Source organism: Campylobacter sp. BCW_6464, from assembly GCF_001762775.1.
Taxonomy (GTDB): Bacteria; Campylobacterota; Campylobacteria; order Campylobacterales; family Campylobacteraceae; genus Campylobacter_D; species Campylobacter_D jejuni.
Genome location: NZ_MJXM01000069.1, coordinates 1 through 23,576, shown reverse-complemented (window position 1 = coordinate 23,576; position 23,576 = coordinate 1). Strand labels below are relative to the sequence as shown.

General features: G+C 32.9%; 6 protein-coding genes, 2 tRNA genes, 3 rRNA genes and 2 pseudogenes. 12 read left to right on the top strand and 1 reads right to left on the bottom strand.

Annotation, left to right across the window (positions count from 1 at the left end):
• Positions 1-530 precede the first annotated feature (530 nt).
• The 9 genes from AJ885_RS07700 to ccsA all read left to right on the top strand — a co-directional run bounded on the left by AJ885_RS07700 (position 531) and on the right by ccsA (position 14,309).
• A 16S ribosomal RNA gene (locus tag AJ885_RS07700) occupies positions 531-2,043 on the top strand.
• Positions 2,044-2,145: 102 nt separating this feature from the next.
• Positions 2,146-2,221, top strand: a tRNA-Ala gene (locus tag AJ885_RS07695).
• Positions 2,222-2,229: 8 nt separating this feature from the next.
• Positions 2,230-2,306, top strand: a tRNA-Ile gene (locus AJ885_RS07690).
• Between the two features lie 725 nt (positions 2,307-3,031).
• A 23S ribosomal RNA gene (locus AJ885_RS07685) occupies positions 3,032-6,091 on the top strand.
• Positions 6,092-6,365: 274 nt separating this feature from the next.
• Positions 6,366-6,482, top strand: a 5S ribosomal RNA gene (gene rrf / locus AJ885_RS07680).
• The 16S, 23S and 5S rRNA genes sit together here with 2 tRNA genes alongside, the layout of an rRNA operon.
• Positions 6,483-6,903: 421 nt before the next feature.
• On the top strand, positions 6,904-8,874 hold the full coding sequence (locus AJ885_RS07675) for a cytochrome c3 family protein (protein WP_070281047.1): 1,971 nt from the start codon (positions 6,904-6,906) through the stop codon (positions 8,872-8,874).
• Between the two features lie 40 nt (positions 8,875-8,914).
• Complete coding sequence (locus AJ885_RS07670; RefSeq protein WP_079860287.1) at positions 8,915-10,984, top strand: rhodanese-like domain-containing protein; 2,070 nt, start codon at positions 8,915-8,917, stop codon at positions 10,982-10,984.
• A gap of 42 nt (positions 10,985-11,026) precedes the next feature.
• A complete protein-coding gene (locus AJ885_RS07665) occupies positions 11,027-11,611 on the top strand; it encodes a SoxW family protein (RefSeq protein WP_044779349.1) in 585 nt (194 codons plus the stop codon).
• Entirely contained in the window at positions 11,604-14,309 is a 2,706-nt protein-coding gene (ccsA, locus tag AJ885_RS07660; protein ID WP_070281044.1) for a cytochrome c biogenesis protein CcsA, read from the top strand. Before AJ885_RS07665 ends, ccsA begins: the two co-directional genes overlap by 8 nt.
• Before the next feature lie 34 nt (positions 14,310-14,343).
• Here ccsA and ggt read toward each other — a convergent pair whose 3' ends face one another.
• Complete coding sequence (gene ggt, locus AJ885_RS07655; protein ID WP_070281042.1) at positions 14,344-16,014, bottom strand: gamma-glutamyltransferase; 1,671 nt, start codon at positions 16,012-16,014, stop codon at positions 14,344-14,346.
• A gap of 229 nt (positions 16,015-16,243) precedes the next feature.
• Between ggt and AJ885_RS07650 the strand changes: the two are divergent.
• The 3 genes and pseudogenes from AJ885_RS07650 to AJ885_RS07635 all read left to right on the top strand — a co-directional run.
• Positions 16,244-19,979 (top strand): annotated as a pseudogene (locus AJ885_RS07650) (class I SAM-dependent DNA methyltransferase).
• Between the two features lie 83 nt (positions 19,980-20,062).
• Positions 20,063-22,463 (top strand): annotated as a pseudogene (locus AJ885_RS10190) (pentapeptide repeat-containing protein).
• A 19-nt stretch (positions 22,464-22,482) separates the two neighbouring features.
• On the top strand, positions 22,483-23,576 hold a 1,094-nt coding region (locus AJ885_RS07635; protein ID WP_186820354.1), incomplete at its 3' end, for a pentapeptide repeat-containing protein.

The window sequence follows — 23,576 nt, the reverse complement described above, 5'->3', positions numbered from 1 at the left end:
TAAAATATAGCCCCCATTTTTTAACCCACCAAATACTTATATAAATACTTACACAAATATTTATATTATTTAATCCTTTATTTAATCCCCTTTTAAGTTTAATTGGTTATACTTTCATTTCCTTTTTTGAAAAAAAGGACTTAAAATCTTTTAAATTATAAAGTTTCACTAACTGAGTAGATTTTATAAATTAACTTTATTTTAGATTTTTTAAGTTTTTAAATTATTTGAGTTTTTAACTTTCTTAATTTTTTAATTTAAAACTAAAAAGCTTTTTTATAAATCTTGTTTTTAATTTAAAAACTTTTCTTTTAAAAATGATTTTTTGTTTTGTTCTTTTAACTTAGTATTGTTATTCAAATCTTATTAGTCAATCTTTGAAATCTAAATAAGTGATCGATTGAGCCAGAAAGATTTAGGCATAAGTAATTATGTAAAATCTATTCAATCTAATTTAAAAAGATTAAAAGCTTTTCTTTTGATCTTTTATAACTTTTTCTTTGAAGAAAAAGATTAAACTATCTATAATTTTTATGGAGAGTTTGATCCTGGCTCAGAGTGAACGCTGGCGGCGTGCCTAATACATGCAAGTCGAACGATGAAGCTTCTAGCTTGCTAGAAGTGGATTAGTGGCGCACGGGTGAGTAAGGTATAGTTAATCTGCCCTACACAAGAGGACAACAGTTGGAAACGACTGCTAATACTCTATACTCCTGCTTAACACAAGTTGAGTAGGGAAAGTTTTTCGGTGTAGGATGAGACTATATAGTATCAGCTAGTTGGTAAGGTAATGGCTTACCAAGGCTATGACGCTTAACTGGTCTGAGAGGATGATCAGTCACACTGGAACTGAGACACGGTCCAGACTCCTACGGGAGGCAGCAGTAGGGAATATTGCGCAATGGGGGAAACCCTGACGCAGCAACGCCGCGTGGAGGATGACACTTTTCGGAGCGTAAACTCCTTTTCTTAGGGAAGAATTCTGACGGTACCTAAGGAATAAGCACCGGCTAACTCCGTGCCAGCAGCCGCGGTAATACGGAGGGTGCAAGCGTTACTCGGAATCACTGGGCGTAAAGGGCGCGTAGGCGGATTATCAAGTCTCTTGTGAAATCTAATGGCTTAACCATTAAACTGCTTGGGAAACTGATAGTCTAGAGTGAGGGAGAGGCAGATGGAATTGGTGGTGTAGGGGTAAAATCCGTAGATATCACCAAGAATACCCATTGCGAAGGCGATCTGCTGGAACTCAACTGACGCTAAGGCGCGAAAGCGTGGGGAGCAAACAGGATTAGATACCCTGGTAGTCCACGCCCTAAACGATGTACACTAGTTGTTGGGATGCTAGTCATCTCAGTAATGCAGCTAACGCATTAAGTGTACCGCCTGGGGAGTACGGTCGCAAGATTAAAACTCAAAGGAATAGACGGGGACCCGCACAAGCGGTGGAGCATGTGGTTTAATTCGAAGATACGCGAAGAACCTTACCTGGGCTTGATATCCTAAGAACCTTATAGAGATATGAGGGTGCTAGCTTGCTAGAACTTAGAGACAGGTGCTGCACGGCTGTCGTCAGCTCGTGTCGTGAGATGTTGGGTTAAGTCCCGCAACGAGCGCAACCCACGTATTTAGTTGCTAACGGTTCGGCCGAGCACTCTAAATAGACTGCCTTCGTAAGGAGGAGGAAGGTGTGGACGACGTCAAGTCATCATGGCCCTTATGCCCAGGGCGACACACGTGCTACAATGGCATATACAATGAGACGCAATACCGCGAGGTGGAGCAAATCTATAAAATATGTCCCAGTTCGGATTGTTCTCTGCAACTCGAGAGCATGAAGCCGGAATCGCTAGTAATCGTAGATCAGCCATGCTACGGTGAATACGTTCCCGGGTCTTGTACTCACCGCCCGTCACACCATGGGAGTTGATTTCACTCGAAGCCGGAATACTAAACTAGTTACTGTCCACAGTGGAATCAGCGACTGGGGTGAAGTCGTAACAAGGTAACCGTAGGAGAACCTGCGGTTGGATCACCTCCTTTCTAGAGTACAAAGTAATAAGTCTCACAACTATTACTTCAATATATAAACTCAATTGATTCTTGTTTAGATTTCAAAGATTGATGATAAAGCTAATTGTTTATGGGGAATTAGCTCAGCTGGGAGAGCGCCTGCTTTGCACGCAGGAGGTCAGCGGTTCGATCCCGCTATTCTCCACCATTTATTAAGGGCCTATAGCTCAGCTGGTTAGAGTGCACCCCTGATAAGGGTGAGGTCACAAGTTCAAGTCTTGTTAGGCCCACCATAAAAAAGATTTGAATAAAGAAGCTTTAAAATCTAAAGCAAGTATATAAAGTAGATTAAATATAAAATATAAACTCTAAATACTTAGATTTATTTTTATCTTTAGCTATAAAAGAATATACTTTAGATAGATATAAATAACATATACATTATGTATTTATATTTATAATGATTATATTAATATATATACTTCCTTTAGGTTTTAAACCTAATGTTCTTTTTAATTATCATTGTTAAGAGTCACAAGCAAGTTTTAATAAAAACAATTTTACAGGACTTGTTAAAGGATAAAACCTATTTATCTTTTCTTTAGTTTAACTTAACTTTTAGCTGTCTTTATTTCTATGAATAAAGAGAATATTAGATTTAAGGATTATAAATTAAAGACAAGTTTCAAACTCACAGCTTAGTTAAGACTAAATCATTTAGTTTTATATTAAGTGTTTGAATGCTTTCCGTCTTAAGATAAAGAAGTCTTATCATAAAAACTTTAACAAGGAAGTGATGCGTTTTAGAATCAATAAAAAAGGTAGAAGTTAGGTTATATCTAACTTTTATGCAAATTGTTTTTTTAGCGATTAAGAATTGAAGCTTTATCTACATTAATTTTTTAATGAATGTTTAGTTTATTTCGTTTTAAGCCTAATATCTTTTAGGTTGGCGGGGTAGGCCTTTAGCTTTGGTTCTTTAGGATGAGCTTTGCTCATCTGCTAAAAGAACATCAAAAGGTAAGCTACTAAGAGCGAATGGTGGATGCCTTGACTGGTAAAGGCGATGAAGGACGTACTAGACTGCGATAAGCTACGGGGAGTTGTCAAGAAGCTTTGATCCGTAGATTTCCGAATGGGGCAACCCAATGTATAGAGATATACATTACCTATATAGGAGCGAACGAGGGGAATTGAAACATCTTAGTACCCTCAGGAAAAGAAATCAATAGAGATTGCGTCAGTAGCGGCGAGCGAAAGCGCAAGAGGGCAAACCCAGTGCTTGCACTGGGGGTTGTAGGACTGCAATGTGCAAGAGCTGAGTTTAGCAGAACATTCTGGAAAGTATAGCCATAGAGGGTGATAGTCCCGTATGCGAAAAACAAAGCTTAGCTAGCAGTATCCTGAGTAGGGCGGGACACGAGGAATCCTGTCTGAATCCGGGTCGACCACGATCCAACCCTAAATACTAATACCAGATCGATAGTGCACAAGTACCGTGAGGGAAAGGTGAAAAGAACTGAGGTGATCAGAGTGAAATAGAACCTGAAACCATTTGCTTACAATCATTCAGAGCACTATGTAGCAATACAGTGTGATGGACTGCCTTTTGCATAATGAGCCTGCGAGTTGTGGTGTCTGGCAAGGTTAAGCAAACGCGAAGCCGTAGCGAAAGCGAGTCTGAATAGGGCGCTTAGTCAGATGCTGCAGACCCGAAACGAAGTGATCTATCCATGAGCAAGTTGAAGCTAGTGTAAGAACTAGTGGAGGACTGAACCCATAGGCGTTGAAAAGCCCCGGGATGACTTGTGGATAGGGGTGAAAGGCCAATCAAACTTCGTGATAGCTGGTTCTCTCCGAAATATATTTAGGTATAGCGTTGTGTCGTAATATAAGGGGGTAGAGCACTGAATGGGCTAGGGCATACACCAATGTACCAAACCCTATCAAACTCCGAATACCTTATATGTAATCACAGCAGTCAGGCGGCGAGTGATAAAATCCGTCGTCAAGAGGGAAACAACCCAGACTACCAGCTAAGGTCCCTAAATCTTACTTAAGTGGAAAACGATGTGAAGTTACTTAAACAACCAGGAGGTTGGCTTAGAAGCAGCCATCCTTTAAAGAAAGCGTAATAGCTCACTGGTCTAGTGATTTTGCGCGGAAAATATAACGGGGCTAAAGTAAGTACCGAAGCTGTAGACTTGCACACAACTTAGATTATTTAAGTTTAGAATATAAAAAAACTAAGTTATATGTTTTAAGTTATATTTTTACTGATTTTTATAGAGTAAAGATAGAAATAAAGCTTAGTAAAATCAGTAAAAATATTCTTGGTTTAAAGTTTAAGTAGTTTAAGTTGTGTGCAAGTGGTAGGAGAGCGTTCTATTTGCGTCGAAGGTATACCGGTAAGGAGTGCTGGAGCGAATAGAAGTGAGCATGCAGGCATGAGTAGCGATAATTAATGTGAGAATCATTAACGCCGTAAACCCAAGGTTTCCTACGCGATGCTCGTCATCGTAGGGTTAGTCGGGTCCTAAGTCGAGTCCGAAAGGGGTAGACGATGGCAAATTGGTTAATATTCCAATACCAACATTAGTGTGCGATGGAAGGACGCTTAGGGCTAAGGGGGCTAGCGGATGGAAGTGCTAGTCTAAGGTCGTAGGAGGTTATACAGGCAAATCCGTATAACAATACTCCGAGAACTGAAAGGCTTTTTGAAGTCTTCGGATGGATAGAAGAACCCCTGATGCCGTCGAGCCAAGAAAAGTTTCTAAGTTTAGCTAATGTTGCCCGTACCGTAAACCGACACAGGTGGGTGGGATGAGTATTCTAAGGCGCGTGGAAGAACTCTCTTTAAGGAACTCTGCAAAATAGCACCGTATCTTCGGTATAAGGTGTGGTTAGCTTTGTATTAGGATTTACTCCGAAAGCAAGGAAACTTACAACAAAGAGTCCCTCCCGACTGTTTACCAAAAACACAGCACTCTGCTAACTCGTAAGAGGATGTATAGGGTGTGACGCCTGCCCGGTGCTCGAAGGTTAATTGATGGGGTTAGCATTAGCGAAGCTCTTGATCGAAGCCCGAGTAAACGGCGGCCGTAACTATAACGGTCCTAAGGTAGCGAAATTCCTTGTCGGTTAAATACCGACCTGCATGAATGGCGTAACGAGATGGGAGCTGTCTCAAAGAGGGATCCAGTGAAATTGTAGTGGAGGTGAAAATTCCTCCTACCCGCGGCAAGACGGAAAGACCCCGTGGACCTTTACTACAGCTTGACACTGCTACTTGGATAAGAATGTGCAGGATAGGTGGGAGGCTTTGAGTATATGACGCCAGTTGTATATGAGCCGTTGTTGAGATACCACTCTTTCTTATTTGGGTAGCTAACCAGCTTGAGTTATCCTCAAGTGGGACAATGTCTGGTGGGTAGTTTGACTGGGGCGGTCGCCTCCCAAATAATAACGGAGGCTTACAAAGGTTGGCTCAGAACGGTTGGAAATCGTTCGTAGAGTATAAAGGTATAAGCCAGCTTAACTGCAAGACATACAAGTCAAGCAGAGACGAAAGTCGGTCTTAGTGATCCGGTGGTTCTGTGTGGAAGGGCCATCGCTCAAAGGATAAAAGGTACCCCGGGGATAACAGGCTGATCTCCCCCAAGAGCTCACATCGACGGGGAGGTTTGGCACCTCGATGTCGGCTCATCGCATCCTGGGGCTGGAGCAGGTCCCAAGGGTATGGCTGTTCGCCATTTAAAGCGGTACGCGAGCTGGGTTCAGAACGTCGTGAGACAGTTCGGTCCCTATCTGCCGTGGGCGTAAGAAGATTGAAGAGATTTGACCCTAGTACGAGAGGACCGGGTTGAACAAACCACTGGTGTAGCTGTTGTTCTGCCAAGAGCATCGCAGCGTAGCTAAGTTTGGAAAGGATAAACGCTGAAAGCATCTAAGCGTGAAGCCAACTCTAAGATGAATCTTCTCTAAGCTCTCTAGAAGACTACTAGTTTGATAGGCTGGGTGTGTAATGGATGAAAGTCCTTTAGCTGACCAGTACTAATAGAGCGTTTGGCTTATCTTTAATAAAGCATCACTTCCTTGTTAAGGTTTTTAAGAAAGCTTTGAATATAGATAATATTTAGAGTTTAGTAGAAATCTTTCAAGTAAAGTTTGTATTAGAACTTGCTCTTAACATTGTTTTTTAAGTATTCTATATAAAAACTTATCAAAGATAAAAGATAAGTAAAGAAGAAAGAAAAACAAAAGAAGAAAGAGAATAAAGAAAAAAGTAAAGAAATAAAAGATTAATCTTTATTTTTTAAATTCAATCTTTCAAAGAATATTTAAATAACAATGTCCGTGATTATACAGATGTGGAAACGCCTTGCTCCATCCCGAACCAAGAAGCTAAGCACATCGTGGGTGATGATACTACGCCTTACTGGCAGGGGGAAAGTAGCTCATTGCGGACTTGTTAAATGTCTTCATTGCTTACTTTATATATAAATCCTATGTTTATTTTTATTGTTGTTTTAGATGATGCTTAGAATTGTGTTTAAAAAAGAGTTTGTTGCTGTTTAGGGTTTTTAAGAGAATAGGGTGTTTTTAGGAGTTTGGAAAGTTTAATATATTTGTATGGATTGTATAAATTTAGTTCTTTTAAAAAAGTTGTTTGGGTGATCGGCTACTTGGTTTATTGATAGAATTTTAAATAAAAAATAGAAATTAATATATAAATTCACGATGAAATTGTTAATTTTATTAATTATTAAGTTTAATTAACATAAACTTTATATATAAAAGTTAATATAATTTAAATAAGATAATTTATATCTTAAACTATTTATTTCATAATTATATTATCTTAAAAATTTTATTTATAAGGTGTATCTTATGAAAAAGCTTATTTCTAAGGGAAAGGTTTTAACCCTATTACTTGGGGTGGGATTTGCTTTAAATGTGAGTAGTGCAGAAAATTCAAATGTTCTTATTCAAGGAGAAGCTGCACAAGATGGCGATACTAAACCAAGAACGCTTGAGGGTTATGTGCACCAAGAAGATGCGTTTTTTAAATATCTTAAAGAACATCATCCTATGTTTAAATATGAAAAAGAAGGTCGTATAGTAGGTAAATATGCTATTAGTGATAGGGAAGAAGAATATGTAGAATTTTCTAATGGTCCTACTTTTGCACAGCAAAACAATCTAGCTCATACTTCAGTGACTTATCGTTTAGGAATGGAATCTTTTTTAGATTTTCCAAACAAATTTGTAGGTCCAAAAAAATGTGGTGAATGTCATCCTGCTCAATATAAAGCTTGGGAAAGATCACGTCATGCAAAAACCGTTCGTTTTCCTGATGAGTTTGAAGAAGTAGGAAATGATTTAAAAAAACCTATGTATAACTCACAATCTACTATTTTACCAGATGGAATTTATCCTGATGATGTCTATGCTGTAATTGGAACACCTAGAACAAAATATGGTTTTATTGATAGATGGTTGGTTCGTGGAACTTATCATGTTGAAGATGGAAATCTTAGTAATATGACAGGAAAAATAGTAGCCGGAGGTAATCAATTCTCAAGACTTTGGAGTGAGTTTTTAACACCTGAAATGACCAAAAAAATAGCAGAATTTTCTCCAGGTTTCCCTACTACTATGGAACAATTTGGAGGTAATGGCTCTCAAGTTTGGGGAACAAATTCTTATGCAGCACAATATCGTAAAAATATGCTTTTTCAGCCTGCAAGTTCTTATTGTGAAACCTGTCATAGTTTTAAATTTGATTTTAAAAGCAAAGAAGAATTTTATAAAGCTTTAGGAAATACTCAAGAGCTTAGAAAACATACAATTTCAAAAGGTATTTCTTGTGAAGAATGTCATGGTGCAGGTGCTCATCTTTATGGTGCTAGAGGTGCAGGTATGCCATCAAACTGCGAAAGATGTCATCAAAGATTTTCTTACAATGAAGAAGATGCTAAGAAAAATCCTAGAAAACCATTTAATGCCTTCTTCAAATCTAGCTGTCCAGCTTGTGGAACTGAAGGTGCGCAAATGTATAGTTCAGCTCACTATGATAAGGGTATGAGATGTTCTACTTGCCACGATCCTCATGAGGTTACTTTCAATGATTGGAAAGATGGATATACTAAAGTAGGGCTTAAAAAAACTTGTACAGATTGTCATGACACACAAGCTAGCTTCTTTAAACAAGGAGGAATTCATTCAAAAGATAATTGTACAGCTTGTCACATGCCAAATATGATGAGTTGTGAAAACTTTGGAGCAGTTCAAAATCCCGATAAAGGTGGATTTGATAATGTTAGAGCTTCTCACATTTGGAAAATAAAAGTTGATAAAACTGCTAAAACTCTTAATCCGCCAGAAGGTAAAGAAAGATCTCCAAAAACTCCAGGATGGACCATCGCTAGAGATGATGATGGAAGATTTTTCCTTGATTTAATGTGGGCTTGTGGACATACAAGTTTTAGTGATCCAAATTTAATGGGGCCAGGTGCAAGTGGATGTCACAGTGCGGTTCAATCAAATTTACCTAAAAAACTTCATTTTACAGATCAAGAGACTATCTATGACATTGTTGTAGGTTGGCAAAAACCTGTAAAAGATGGATATGAAAATATTCTTAAAGGCGTGAAAGAAATTGATAAAGCTATGGCTGAAAATCCTAAACTTTCTGTAGAGAAAAAATCTCGTGTTATTACTTTGGCAAATCAAGCAAGGGCTATTGCAGAAAAATTGCAAAAAGATGGTTCTTGGGGTGTGCATGGTCCTGTTTACTCCAAAAAAATAGTAGATGAGGCTTTGGTTTATATACAAGAAGCTAAAAATATTTTAAAATAAAATTTTCGCCCATTTTTTGGGCGAGTTTAAGGAGTAAATTTTGAAACAAAGTTTAATAAAATTTATATTGCTTGCTGTTTTTTGTTTTTCAACCCCTTTTTTACTTGCCGACGGAAAAATTCAAATAGGTATAGTTGAAGGTGTAACTCCTATCAGCATGAAAGATGCTGAAAAACTTTTAGGGCAAAAAAATGTATATTTTGTGGATGTTAATTCCAAGGAAGAAAGAGAAGTTGCAGGTAATATACCTAATGCTGTTTTAGTTGATGCGCAAAATTGGCAAAATTTATTACCTGATGATTTTAATGCAACTTTAATTTTTTATGGGTCGAATCGTTTTACTTTTGATGCTTCTAATATTGCAAATTTAAGCCAAAAATTAGGCTATACCCATGTTTATGTTATGTTAGATGGTATAGAATCTTGGGTGCTTTCTGGAAGAAAAGTTCAAAAAGAACAAATAGAAAAATGGCAAAACGCTAAAAATTTAGATGATTTTAAAGATAGTATTCATTCAAGAATGTATTTTGGAGATGTTCCAAGTTGTAGGGATTGCCACGGAAAAGGCGAAGATAAAAAATCTATTCGCTATAATAATGCTGCAAATTTAGATCTTATCAATAAAAACTGCGCAAGTTGTCATAAAGATATAGATAAAGAATTTAAACACAGCATTCATCAAAATATCAGCCAAATACAACTTGATAAAGATGGAAAAAAGAAAAAAATTCCAACTTGTACCACTTGTCATGATATCCACAACAACGATCCATTAATGAATGCAATGACCTCAAAACAAAGAAGTGATTTTAAGTGCGGCGAATGTCATCAAGATAAACAAGATCGCTATCATGATACTTTCCATGGTAAGGCTATGGTATTAAATAGTCCTGGTAGTGCTCCAAAAATCGCAGCCTGTTATGATTGTCACGGCAAACACAATATTTTAAAAGTTGAAGATTTAAACTCAACCCTATCGTCTTTAAATCGTGTTCAAACTTGTGCACAGTGTCATCCAAATTCTAATGAAAATTTTGCCAATTTTATTGCACATGCTGATCATAGTGATGGAGAAAACTATCCTTTACTTCACGGTGCTTATATCTTTATGACCGCTTTAGTGATAGGAGTTTTTGTATTCTTTGGTTTGCATACTTTACTTTGGAGTATAAGACTGATTTTAGCAAGATTTTCACATCCTATAGAATGGAAAAAAGCAAAAGAAAATGCACACAATGACAAGGTTTTAATCAAACGTTTTTCAACTTTCCATAAAATTCAGCATTTCTTTATGGCGGTAAGTTTCTTAGGACTTGCTTTCTCGGGTTTGCCGCAAAAATTTTATACCGCTCCTTGGGCACAAACCATGATAGATCTTATGGGCGGACCAATCGGTGCAACCATAGTGCATCATATTAGTGCTATTGTTATGTTTATAGTCTTTTTCTCTCATATTGGAGAAATCATACTTGTAAACTGGAAAAGAAGAGATTTAGTGCGTGATCCACAAACAGGAAAACTTGATAAAATGAAAATTTTAAAAGCCCTTTTTGGACCTGATTCTTTAATGCCAAATTGGCAGGACTTTAAAGATATGAAAGCACATTTTAAATGGTTCTTTGGCATGGGTGAAAGACCACAATTTGACCGCTGGACTTATTGGGAAAAATTTGACTATCTAGCAGTATTTTGGGGTATGTTTGTTATAGGACTTTCAGGATTGGTTTTATGGTTCCCTACTTTCTTTAGTACCTTTTTACCAGGTTGGATGATCAATCTTTGTTCTTTAGTGCATTCTGATGAAGCTTTACTTGCAACAGGATTTATCTTTGCAATCCACTTCTTCAATACTCATTTTAGAGCAGATCGCTTCCCTATGGATATGGTAATTTTCTCAGGAACCCAAAGTGAAGCCGAGATTAAACAAGAAAGAAATGCGTATTATCAACGCCTAAAAGAAAGCGGAAGGCTTGAAAGTTTATATGAGAAAAACTCTAAATTTAATTCTTATAAAAGCATTGCTAAATTAGCAGGTTATTTGATGCTGATTACGGGAATGATCTTTTTATTCTTGATGATTTATGCTTTTATAGTGGATTTGTTAAAATAATAATTGCCTAGGTTTTCTAGGCAATTTAAATGAAAGGATTTGATGTTAAAAAAACTGATTTTAGGATTTATAATATTGTTATTTTGTGCTTGTAATAATGAAAAAATAGATGAAAATATTCTTTCTAAAGGAACAAAAACTACAGAACAATACAAACAAGATGCAAACAATCTTGATCTCAATTCTTACAAAGAAATCGCAGAATTTTTTAAAGACAATCAAAATATTGTTTTTTCTGACAAACCTGTGCTAATTATTTTTAGTGCAAATAATTGTGTTTATTGCGATAAATTAAAACACGAAATTCAAAACAACAAAGAAGTTCAAAATATCTTAAAAAACACATATAATTCTTATTATATCAATACAAGTTATCATAAAATTCATAATTACGATAATAAAAAAACAAGCACAGAAGAACTTTCAAGAGAATTCAATATAGACGCTACGCCTACTTTGGTATTTTTTACTCCTAAACATAAAACTTTACTGATTTATCCTGGTTTTATGAGTGCTAAACGCCTTGCTTTGACTATGGAAATTTTAAAAGATGAAAAAAATCAAAAGCTTAATGAAGATAAGCTTTTTAAAACACTTTTTCTAGCATACAAGGAGAAAAATGTTTAAGAAAAGCTTTTTTTCCTTTTGGATGAGTCTTATTTTACTTTTTATCTATGCTCTTTCTTGTGCAGTAGCGACTTTTGTCGAAAATGATTTTGGCGCAAATGCTGCTAAAGCCTTAGTTTATAATGCTTTATGGTTTGATATCTTACACCTTTTGCTTTTAATCAATCTTATAGGTATTATTTTTATACACAAACTTTTACAAAGAAAAAAATATGCTTCCTTGCTCTTGCATAGTGCTTTTATAGTAATTTTACTTGGCGCTGCAATCACGCGTTATTTTGGCATAGAAGGAGGTATGCACATTAGAGAAGGACAAAGTTCTGATATCATTGTGACAAGAGATGAATTTATAGCCTTAATGCTTTATAATGATGAAGGTAAGGTTGTAGAATATCAATCCTTTGGAGTAGCTTTTAATCCTTTACTCCATAATAGTTTTGAAAAAAAAGTTTCCATGCAGCAAAATAAAACTATAAATTTAAAACTACTTGATTATGAAAAAGCTCCTAATGCAATGAGCAATCCTATCATCAAAATGCAAATTTCTTTTAATAATGAAAGCAAAGAAATTTTACTCACTCCAAATTACAACAATGAAAATGTTTTACCTTTTAGACTAGGAGGTGAAATTTTTGCACTCAACTGGGGTCCTGAAGAGATCAAACTGCCTTTTTCTTTGGCTTTAAAAGATTTTATCCTAGATCGCTACGCAGGTTCTATGAGTCCTTCTTCTTATGCTTCAGATATAGAAGTGATCGATCAAGATAAAAGTTTTGAGTATAAAATTTTTATGAATAATGTTTTAGATTATGGCGGATATAGATTTTTTCAAAGTTCTTATGATCAAGACGAACAAGGCACCATACTTTCAGTCAATAAAAATCCTGGAAAAATTCCAACCTATATAGGCTATACTTTGCTGACTTTAGGTTTTTTATGGATTTTATTTGCTAAAAACTCAAGATTTCAAAAATTATCAAACTATCTTAAAAATCAAAAAAATCTTTTATTAATTCTTTTTTGTCTTTTTGCTTTTAACATAAAAAGTTTTGCCGATGAAAATACCTTAAAGCTTATACAAAATATCAAAGAAAATTCTGCAAAACATTCTATGCTTTTTGGAAGCTTACTTGTGCAAGACTTTGATGGCAGGATAAAACCTATCGATACTTTAGCGATGAATTACATTCATAAGATTACCAAAAAAAATGATTTTTTAGGTTTAAACTATAATCAAATTTTTCTTGGTATGATGATGTATCCACAACATTTTAGACAAATAAAAATGATTAGCGTAAAAACTGCAAAGCTAAAAGAAATTTTAGGTGTAGATAAAAATGAAAAATATCTTGCTTATGATGATGTTTTTGATGGAGATTTTTACAAACTTTCAAACTATATAGAAGAAGTAAATCGCAAAAAACCTACTCTAAGAGATCAGTTTGATAAAGATATTTTAGCTCTTGATGAAAAAATCAACACTGCTTTTTATATCTATAGCGGAGAAATTTTTAGAATATTTCCTGATCCAAGCCAAAAAACCTATACTTGGTATTCTCCTGCTACACCTATGCCTTTTGATTTAAAGGATATAGAAAATATACAAAGCTTATTGGCAAAATATTTTTTTGATTTTGAACAAGCTTTTAGTACCAAAGATTTTTCTAAAGCCGATGAAAGTTTAGAAAGACTTAAAAATTTCCAAAATTTTTATAGATCAAATCTTATCCCTACACCTACTCAAATTTCTTTAGAGCTTTTTTTAAATCATTATAATATTTTTGACAATCTCACCCCTATTTATCTTTTACTAGGTAGTATGCTTTTTATCTTATTAGTCTATGAAATTTTAAGCCTTAAAAAAGCTCCAAAAATGCTTAAAAATGCCATTTTTATTCTCATTGCTTTAAGTGTTTTAGCTCATGCTTTAGCTTTAATCTTTCGTTGGTATGTAGGAGATCACGCTCCTTGGAGTAATGCTTATGAAAGTATGGTTTATATAGCTTTTGCTTGTGCTTTTGCGGGACTTATTTTTTATAAAAGATCTTCTTTAGCGCTTTGTACCGCAAGTATTATGGCTGGAATTTCTCTTTTTGTAGCACATCTTGGTTTTATGGATCCACAAATTACAAATCTTGTGCCCGTTTTAAAATCCTATTGGCTTAATATCCATGTTTCTATCATCACTGCAAGCTATGGATTTTTAGGACTTTGCTTTTTGCTTGGAGTATTTAGCTTGATTTTATTTATGTTAAGAAATCCAAAAAAAGCTCAAATAGATCAAAGTATTTTAAACTTACATTGTATCAACGAAATGGCGATGATAATAGGACTTGCTTTACTCACTATAGGAAATTTCTTAGGTGGAGTTTGGGCAAACGAAAGCTGGGGAAGATACTGGGGTTGGGATTCTAAAGAAACTTGGGCTTTAATTTCTATTATTGTTTATACTATGATTTTACATCTTAGATTTATCTCAAAATTTAACAATCCTTACGCCTTTGCAAGTGTGAGTGTTATAGGATTTTATTCTATTTTGATGACTTATTTTGGGGTAAATTTCTATCTATCAGGATTGCATTCTTATGCAGCAGGAGATCCTGTGCCTGTGCCTAAATTTTTATATTTTTTCATTGCTTTTACAGTGATTTTAATTTTAGGAGCATTTTTTAAAAGAAGACTTAAAAATCCTGTATAAATTTACCCTTGAAATTTCAAGGGTAAATAAGAAGTTAGAATTCTTTTCTTGTATCCATAGAACCTACGATTTTTCCAGTTTTTGGATCGGCCATGATAGCATTTACATCACCCATATAAGGTTCTTTTGTGATTTTATAGCCCATTTTTTCAAGATTGTTTTGCACATCTTTGATGATTCCAAAAGGCTCTGTTCTGATTTCATCAGGTAGCCACTGCATGTGAAATCTTGGAGATTCTACCGCTGTTGATATATCCATTTTATGATCGATCACATTTGAAATCACTTGTAAAACTGTCGTGATGATCCTAGAACCACCTGGGCTACCTACTACCATAAATACTTTTCCATCTTTTAGTATGATAGTTGGACTCATAGAGCTTAAAGGTCTTTTTTTAGGTTCTATAGCATTAGCTTCTCCGCCTACAAGTCCGTATAAATTTGGCACCCCTGGTTTGATTGAAAAATCATCCATTTCATCATTGAGTAAAAACCCTGCCCCTTCAACCGCAGCACCTGAACCATAACTCGCATTGATAGTATAGGTAATGCTTACAGCATTGCCTTTGCTATCTAGCACAGAATAATGAGTGGTATTATGTCCTTCGTGAATTTGTCCTAAACCAGGTTTTACTTTTGAGCTTGGTAAAGCCTTGTCTTTTGGAATTTTTGCATAAATTTCTTTGGCGTATTCTTTGCTTGTAAGTTTATCAAGTGGGATTTTTACAAAATCAAGATCACCCATGTATTCTGATCTATCCGCATAAGCTTGACGCATAGCTTCAGCCATTATGTGTAAAGTTTTAGAGCTTGCAAAGCCTAAATTTTCTATATTGGCATTTTCCATGATATTTAAAATTTCGATGATATGAGCACCCCCACTGCTAGGTGGCGACATGGAAATGATATCATAACCCCTATAAGTGCCTTCTACAGGTTTTCTCCAAATAGCTTGGTATTGTGCTAGATCTTCTTTAGTGATAATGCCTTTGTTTTTAGCCATATCCGTTGCTATTAAATCAGCGATTTTTCCCTTATAAAAAGCATCAGGACCTTCCTTTGCGATAAGTTTTAAAGTTTTTGCTAGATCTTTTTGGACAAATAAATCCCCGCTTTTATAAGTGCTACCATCTTTTTTAAGGAAATATTTGCTTGAACTAGGAAATTCTTTAAACATATCTTTAGCTTCTAGCATGGTTTGTTCTTGTCTATCATTGATGAGATAACCTTTTTCAGCTAGTTTTATAGCAGGAGCCATCAAGTCTTTTAGTTTCATAGTGCCGTAGCGATCAAGCATAGCACTCATACCTTTAACCGTTCCTGGTACTCCAGCAGCTAGATAACCTATAGTTGAAGCATCTTTTATAACTTCTCCTTTGCTATCAAGATACATATCTCTGCTTGCTTTTAAAGGTGCCATTTCTCTAAAATCAAGCGTGGTATTTTCTCCATTGGCTAGATGAATGACTGCAAAGCCACCACCACCTATGTTTCCTGCTACAGGATGCACTACAGTCAAAGCATAACCTACTGCTACAGCTGCATCTATGGCATTTCCGCCTTTGTCAAGAACTTCTTTGCCTATTTTATTGGCTAGTTCATGACTTGATAAAACAAGTCCTGTGCCCGTTCTATCTTGTATAGGTGGATTAGCTGCACCAAAACTTAGCGTGATTGAAATCGCAAATATAGCTAAATAACGCATTTTACTCCTTTTTAATGATATATAGAATTATTGTAACAAAACTAGGGGTATTGATAAATTTAAAAAATGATATATTTTTATAAAAATATTTAAAATTTTAAAATTTTGTATCAAATATTCTCATTTTATATAATTATTTTTTTATAAAATTACAAAAAGTAACTTTTAAATTTTATACCAAACTTGAGATTTTTTTGCTAAAATATTTAAAATTTATTGAAAGTGCAATATGAAATTTGAAGCTATAAATGAAAAAGAATTTTTAAATCCCTACCACCGCAAAAAGCCTATCTTAGAAACAGAACTAAACGAATTTATCAAAACTTTAAAAGACTATAAAATAAATTTAGAAAACAATCTCAAAAACAACGAAGATTCCCTTGTGGCAAACGCTCTTAGCAAATTTTTTGAAAATTTATCTTTTCAATGCGAAGTCAAAAGCATACACAAAGGCAACAGCGGTATAGACTTGGCCTTAAAAAAAGATAGCCTTACCCAAGTCATCATCGAAGCAAAATTGCCTCATTCTAGAGAATTTTTTAGCCCAAGCAAACCTAATTGCAAGGCTTTGCATGAGTGCATTTTATACTATCTTCGTGAAAGAAAAACGTTAAATTCATCGCTTAAGCACATCATCACCACGGATTTTTATAGCTTTTTTATCTTTAAGGCGGATTTGTTTGAAGAGCTTTTTAACAAAAGCAAGTATTTTAAAGAAGCTTTTGAAAATTTTGAAAGCAAAAACTCGCTTTTTAAAGGCAATACCGACGAAATTTATAAAGAATTTGAAAAGATTTTAAATGGCGATAGCACTTTAAAAGGGCTTTTTGTGGATTTAAAACCTATCTTAGAGCAAGATAAATTAAGCTTTAGTAAGCTTAAGCCTTTGTTCAAAATTTTTAGCAAGGATTGTTTGCTAAGTGAGTTTAACCCCAACGATGCAAATTTACTCAACAACGCTTTTTACAAAGAGCTTTTATATATCTTAGGGCTTTGTGAGAGTAAACAAAACTCAAAACTCATCATCGCAAAAAGTGAAGAAAGCAAAGAAGAGCAAGGCACTTTCTACACCGCTATAAACTCTAAGCTTAAAGAAGAAAATTTTGAAACCATCTTAAAACTTTTGATCTTATGGCTTAATCGCATTTTGTTTTTAAAGCTTATAGAGTCAAATTTGGTGCGTTTTAATGATGATAAAAATTTGAAATTTTTAAATTTCAAAAAAATCCCTGATTTTGACAAGCTTAGCGAACTTTTCTTTGAAGTCTTAGCCAAAGAAAAAAGCACGAGAAAGAAAAGCGAATTTGCTTATCTGCCTTATCTAAATTCTTCTTTGTTTGAAAAACAAAGCATAGAAAACACACTTGAAATTTCAAGCTTAAGTAATGACTTAAAGCTTTTTTACTATAAAAACACCGTGCTAAAAGATGATAAATGCAAGGCTAAAAAAGGACAAGTGGGGCTTTTGGAATACTTGTTTGAATTTTTAGATAGCTTTGATTTTGGTAGCGATGATGAGCAAAGCGAAATTTTAAGCCAAAAAGAACTCATAAGTTCAAGCGTTTTAGGAAATGTGTTTGAAAAACTCAATGGCTACAAAGAAGGGAGCTTTTACACGCCAAGCTTTATCACTTCTTATATGTGTAAAGAAAGCATCACAAAAGTTGTGCTTGATAAATTCAATGCTCAATTTGATCTTGATGCTAAAGATATAAGCGAGTTAAGAAGATCTTTAAGGAAAGAAGATAAAAAGATACAAAAAGAGCTTTTAAACTCTATAAAAATTTGCGATCCTGCGGTGGGAAGCGGGCATTTTTTAGTTTCTGCTTTAAATGTTATGTTAAGCATTTATGATGAGCTAAATCTTTTTGATGAAGAGTTTTACCTAGAAGTGCAAAACGATGAAATTCTCATCACGGGTAGAAAAGGCGAGTTTATAGAGTATAAACGCCCAAGCACGCCTAAAGATAAAGCCCATCTTATCCAGCAAGAGCTTTTTTACACTAAAAAAGACATCATAGAAAACAACCTTTTTGGAGTCGATATCAACCCTAACTCATGCGAGATCACCAAGCTAAGGCTTTGGATAGAGCTTTTAAAACACAGTTTTTACCAAAACTTTGATGATGAGAATTATCATGATCTTAAAACCCTGCCAAACATCGATATAAACATAAAATGCGGAAATTCTTTGGTATCTTACTTTGAAACAGGCAAAAGCCTAAACCACTATCCCAACATCAAAGAACGTATGAGCAAATATAAACGCATAGTAAAAGACTATAAAGAAGGTTTTTACACAGATAAAAGCCACATCAACCAAGAGATAAAAAATCTCAAAATTTCTTTTAAAAATTTCTGCTTTGCGGATAAATTTAAAAAAGAAATGAAAGGCTTTAACGATAAATGTGAAAAATACTCTAAAAAATACGGAAATTTCTTAGCCATAAATGATGAAAATTTGAAATTCTTTGTTAGTGCGAATTTGACTCTTTTTGACTTTGATGAAAAAGAAGCCACAAAAGAATTTGCAAATCTTAAAAAAGAATACGACAATATCTTTAACCTAGAAAGCAATCATCCTTTTGAATGGCGTTTTGAATTCCCTGAAATTTTGGACGATGATGGAAATTTCAAAGGCTTTGATCTCATCATCGGCAATCCGCCTTATATAAGACAAGAAGAGCTTAAAGAACTCAAGCCCCATTTAACTAAAAATTATAAGGTTTATAAAGGCACGAGCGATATTTATACTTATTTTTATGAACTAGGATTTAATGTTTTAAAAGATAGGGGGGGGGGTATTGAGCTATATCACTTCTAACAAATACACGCGTGCAGGATATGGGGGAGCATTGCGTGAATTTTTGCTTAAAAATGTTAAGTTTTTAGAATACACTGATTTAAACGGCATAAAAGTTTTTGATAGTGCTACAGTGGATACTTCCATACTTTGTTTTGAAAAATCAAAAAGCAAAGATAATAAATTCAAATACCTTGCCCTAAGCAATGAAATTTTAAAAACTTGTGCTTATAATATCGGCTTATATAAGGACTTTGCAGAATTTTCGCAAAATTCTTTAAGCAAAGAAAGCTTCACTTTTAGCGATAAGAATACTAGTGCTTTAAAGGCCAAGATAGAACGCATAGGAACTCCGCTTAAAGAATGGTATGGGCTTAATATCAACTATGGGATAAAAACAGGCTATAACGAAGCCTTTATCATCACTACTGAAAAAAGAAATGAAATTTTAGCAAATTGCAAAGATGAAGCCGAAAAAGAACATACCGCCAAACTCATACGCAAAATGCTACGCGGACGCGATATAAAAAGATATAGTTACGAGTGGGCGGGACTTTGGGTGATAAATACTCACAATGGTTACAAAAATCAAAATGGAGAAAAAGTAGAAGCGATAAATATAAAGCATTATCCTAGTTTAAAAAAGCATTTTGATGAATTTTATCCACAATTAGAAAAAAGAGCTGATAAAGGCTTGACTCCTTATAATCTTAGAAATTGTGCATATATCGAAGAATTTGAAAAAGAAAAGATAGTGTATCCTGAAACAACTCAAGGAGCATATTTTGTCTATGATAATAAAGGAATTTTTTTAGAAAAAACAGCTTTTTTTATAGTCTGTGAAAATTTAAAATATTTACTAGGATTATTATCATCAAATTTAATTACATATTATTATAAGAATTTTTCTCAAGGTTGTAAATTAGGGACAAAAGGTTATCAATATAACAAACACGCTCTAGAAAATTTACCTATACCAAAAATAAATTCTAAAAATAAAAACATAGTCGATGAGCTTATAAATTTAGTCGATGAAATTTTAAAAGCCAAAGAACAAGACAAAAACGCAAATACCCAAGAACTAGAAAATAAAATCAATTCTTTGGTTTATAAACTTTACAATCTCACCAAAGAAGAAATAAAAATCATAGAAGGGAAATAATGGAAGATTTAGTAAGTAATTTTTTATCCGAAAAAAATATTGATTCAGAAATCACTTTTGAAAAATATATAATATCAAAAACAATGTTAAATAATGAAAAACAATATTCTGTAAAAGATATTTGTCGTTTTAATGCTAATAATGATAATTTTAAACGACATTATGACGAAAATAAGATTTTAGAAATACATTTAAATAATATGGTTTTTGAAGAAGATTTAAGTTTTGATAATGTGAAAAAACTATCTTTGATAATTGATGATAATGTGAAATTTCAAAGATTATGCATCTTTGATTGCAATGAATTGTCCTTGCGGATTAATGGGAGAGTTAAAATTATCGATAAAATTAGCATTAATAACTGTAAATTTAAACAAATATCTATCAATAATCATATAGATGGAAATATCGAATTTCAAAAATGTGAATTTAATGATTTTAATTTATATGGCTTTTCTAATGCTGCTATAAAAGGTACTTTTACATTTGATTTTTGCGAAGTAAAAGAAAAAGTTAATTTTATGAACTTTGAATTTGAAAATAAAGTTAGTTTTAAAATGTCTAAATTTAAAGATAATGTTTATTTTAATAATTCTGTTTTTAAACATTATGCTGATTTTCACGAGTGTGAATTTGAAAAAATAGCTTGTTTTTATGGAGTGAGATTTGACAAAGCTCCAAATTTCAGTGCTTGTTATTTTAAAGAACCAAAAGCTGTAAATTTAATCAATGTCGATATAGATAAGCTAGATTTTAAATCATTGGAACAATATATAAAAGATAAATATCAAGATGAGACGTGTGAAAATAAACAAGAAATAACAGAAGAGCAACGTAATAATAATTGTAAATTAAAATGTGCTAAACATTTAAAAGATTCTTTCAGGGTTATAAAAGATATTTTAATCACACAAAATAATACCCTAGAAGCTCAAGAATGGCATAAATTAGAACTTTATGTGAAAGAGAAAGAGTTAGAAATTCAGTTAGGTGGTGATAACAAAGATAGTATTAGAAATAATCGAAAAATAAAAAAAACTGCAAATAAAAAAAATAATTATCAAGTTAATAGGTATGTTTTCGAAATTTAAACATCTAGGTGACATATATGTAAAAATTTGCGATTTTGTTGTTTGTTTTATAATGCTTATAGGAAGATCAATCTTTGGTTTTTTATTATCAATTATTGAGATATTTTGCAATGTTATAAAAAGTATATGCAAAATAATACAAATTATTTTATCTTGCATATTTTGTATAGCTTCAATCGACAGAATTTTAAAGCTTGAGTATTTAAAATTCTATAGAAAAATTAGTAGTCTTGGAAAAACAATGCTAGATTTTACTTTATGGTTTGATTGTATTTTGTTGCAAGTTTATAGGAATACTAGCAATCACCATACAAATTTCTTAAAAATTTTAAATTTTACGATTTTAATGATTTCATTGTATGCTTTTATGGGTTTTGTATTTTCAAAAACCATAAATTTTATATCATCCTTTAATTCAGTATCGATAATTATAGCAAATTATTTTATTTTGTTTGCGTTGATTATGGTGTTTTTTAATGTCAAAAGACAATTGTATCAGCAAGGCGGTATTTTGTTTTTCGGTATTTTTGGCATCTTTATAATATTGATGATGTCGTTTTTATTGCCTGTATATATTCCGACCTTTTGTTTCTTAGTTTATTTTGCAAGTATATTATTTTTCTATCTTTTATTTCTCTGCGAGATTAAACTTTTTGTTTTTATTTTGAGATTGGTAGCTTATGGTTGTTTGGTTGTAGTTATTATTTTAAAACCACAATTTATAAACCCTTTTACAGGTGTATTTTTGTCAGATAAGCTTTATGAAAGTCAATTTGAAAAAAGTTTAAATGATTTAAATACGAGTGCTATTATAAATCTAGCAAGCATATTGCAAAATGATTTTAATCTCCATTTAAAAGATCAAAACATTTCTTTTACAGAGTTAAATTCAGCTAAAGCTTTGATAATAGCAAATAAAGAAAAATTAAAAGAAATTTTGAAAGTATATGATGATAAATATGAAAGTGATTATAAAAAGGTTTTAAATGAGCTAGAAAATAACACATCAAATATAAAAAACATCATAGAAGAAATAGACAATAAAAACAACAATAGCGTTGTATCTGCTCAACTTAATAAATTTTTAAAATTAAATTTTAGTCAAGAAATAGATATTTTATATATGATAAAAAGTAATTTTTCTATATCTGAAAAACTATCACCTGAGCAAATGGCTCTTTTTGATCAAAAAGACAGTCAAGATAAATTAAAAAGTGTCTTGGCTCTTTTGAAATTTAAATCAAGTTTTGAAGGGATTTTAAAGATTATAAATCAAGACGAGATTACAGAAAACACCATAAAATCCACTGGTGTTTTATATGGCATTATCCTTTTGCTTTGTATTTTCTCGCTCCAAAAAACTGCACGAAAAAATTCCATAGTGCCAAGCTAAAAAAGATAGGAAGGATTAAATGATAAAAGAAATACTTGAAAAAATACTTAATACCTTAAAGAAATGTTGTGAAAAAACACATCAAAATCATAAGAGTGAAGGTAAAATTGAAGATGAAATTAAAAAGATTTTGTCTGAAGTTTTATCTATAAATGAACAAAATATATTTACTCCAAGTCATAAAGAAACAAATGAAATAATAGAAAAAATAAAAGGAAAAGAAGACTTTAGGCAAAGCGATGGGTTATTTTCTGATGATGAAAAATGGTATTTGGTTTGCAAGGCAACACTAGACTTATCTTCATTATGTGATAATATGAACAATGCTATTGCCCAGTGTAATATTATTTTTAGCGAATGTAATATTAGCTTAAATGACAAGCAATCAGAGAATAATCGCATTGTTAAAACCAAATTATACTTTTACAATTGTACTTTTGAAAAAACATTAAATTTGAAAAATATTATTTTTGAAAAAACATTAACCTTTAATCAGTGTGCGTTTTATAATGACTTAGACATACATCAAAACCAATTTTTAGATCATTTGGTTTTTATAAATTGCCATGATAATCAAGATAAAAAAATCACATCCTTAGATTTACAAGAAAACAAATTTGAAGGATATCTTTTTATAAAAAACTGTGCTATAGAAAAAATAAATTTGTGGAAAAATAAATTTAAAAATAGATGTTATTTTATGGATTGCGAATTTGGATATAAGCAAGATAAAGATAATCAAGTAAAATTAAATTTTTCAAATATTCATTTTGAATATAATGCTTATTTTAATAATTCTGAATTTTATAATTATGCTGATTTTCACGAGTGTGAATTTGATGATATAGCTTGTTTTTATGGAGTGAGATTTGAAAAAACTCCGAATTTTTCTCAAGCGATTTTCAAAGGAAATTTAAATGTTGTAAATACAAATTTAAATTTTACTTTTGATAATTTAGAAGAAAAAATCGAACAAGAATATGAAGAGTTTAATAAAAATAAAAAAAAAGAAGATCAAAAATCCTTAGATAAATTTGCAAATGATTTTAGAGATTCTTTTAGGATTTTTAAAAGTGCTTTGATAAAAGATAATAATCTTTTAGATGCTTCAAA

Bases quoted from the DNA above. Each gene is read 5' to 3' on its own strand.
- AJ885_RS07675 (WP_070281047.1), top strand. From the start codon at position 6,904: ATGAAAAAGCTTATTTCTAAGGGAAAGGTTTTAACCCTATTACTTGGG.
- AJ885_RS07665 (WP_044779349.1), top strand. From the start codon at position 11,027: ATGTTAAAAAAACTGATTTTAGGATTTATAATATTGTTATTTTGTGCT.
- ccsA (WP_070281044.1), top strand. From the start codon at position 11,604: ATGTTTAAGAAAAGCTTTTTTTCCTTTTGGATGAGTCTTATTTTACTT.
- ggt (WP_070281042.1), bottom strand. From the start codon at position 16,014: ATGCGTTATTTAGCTATATTTGCGATTTCAATCACGCTAAGTTTTGGT.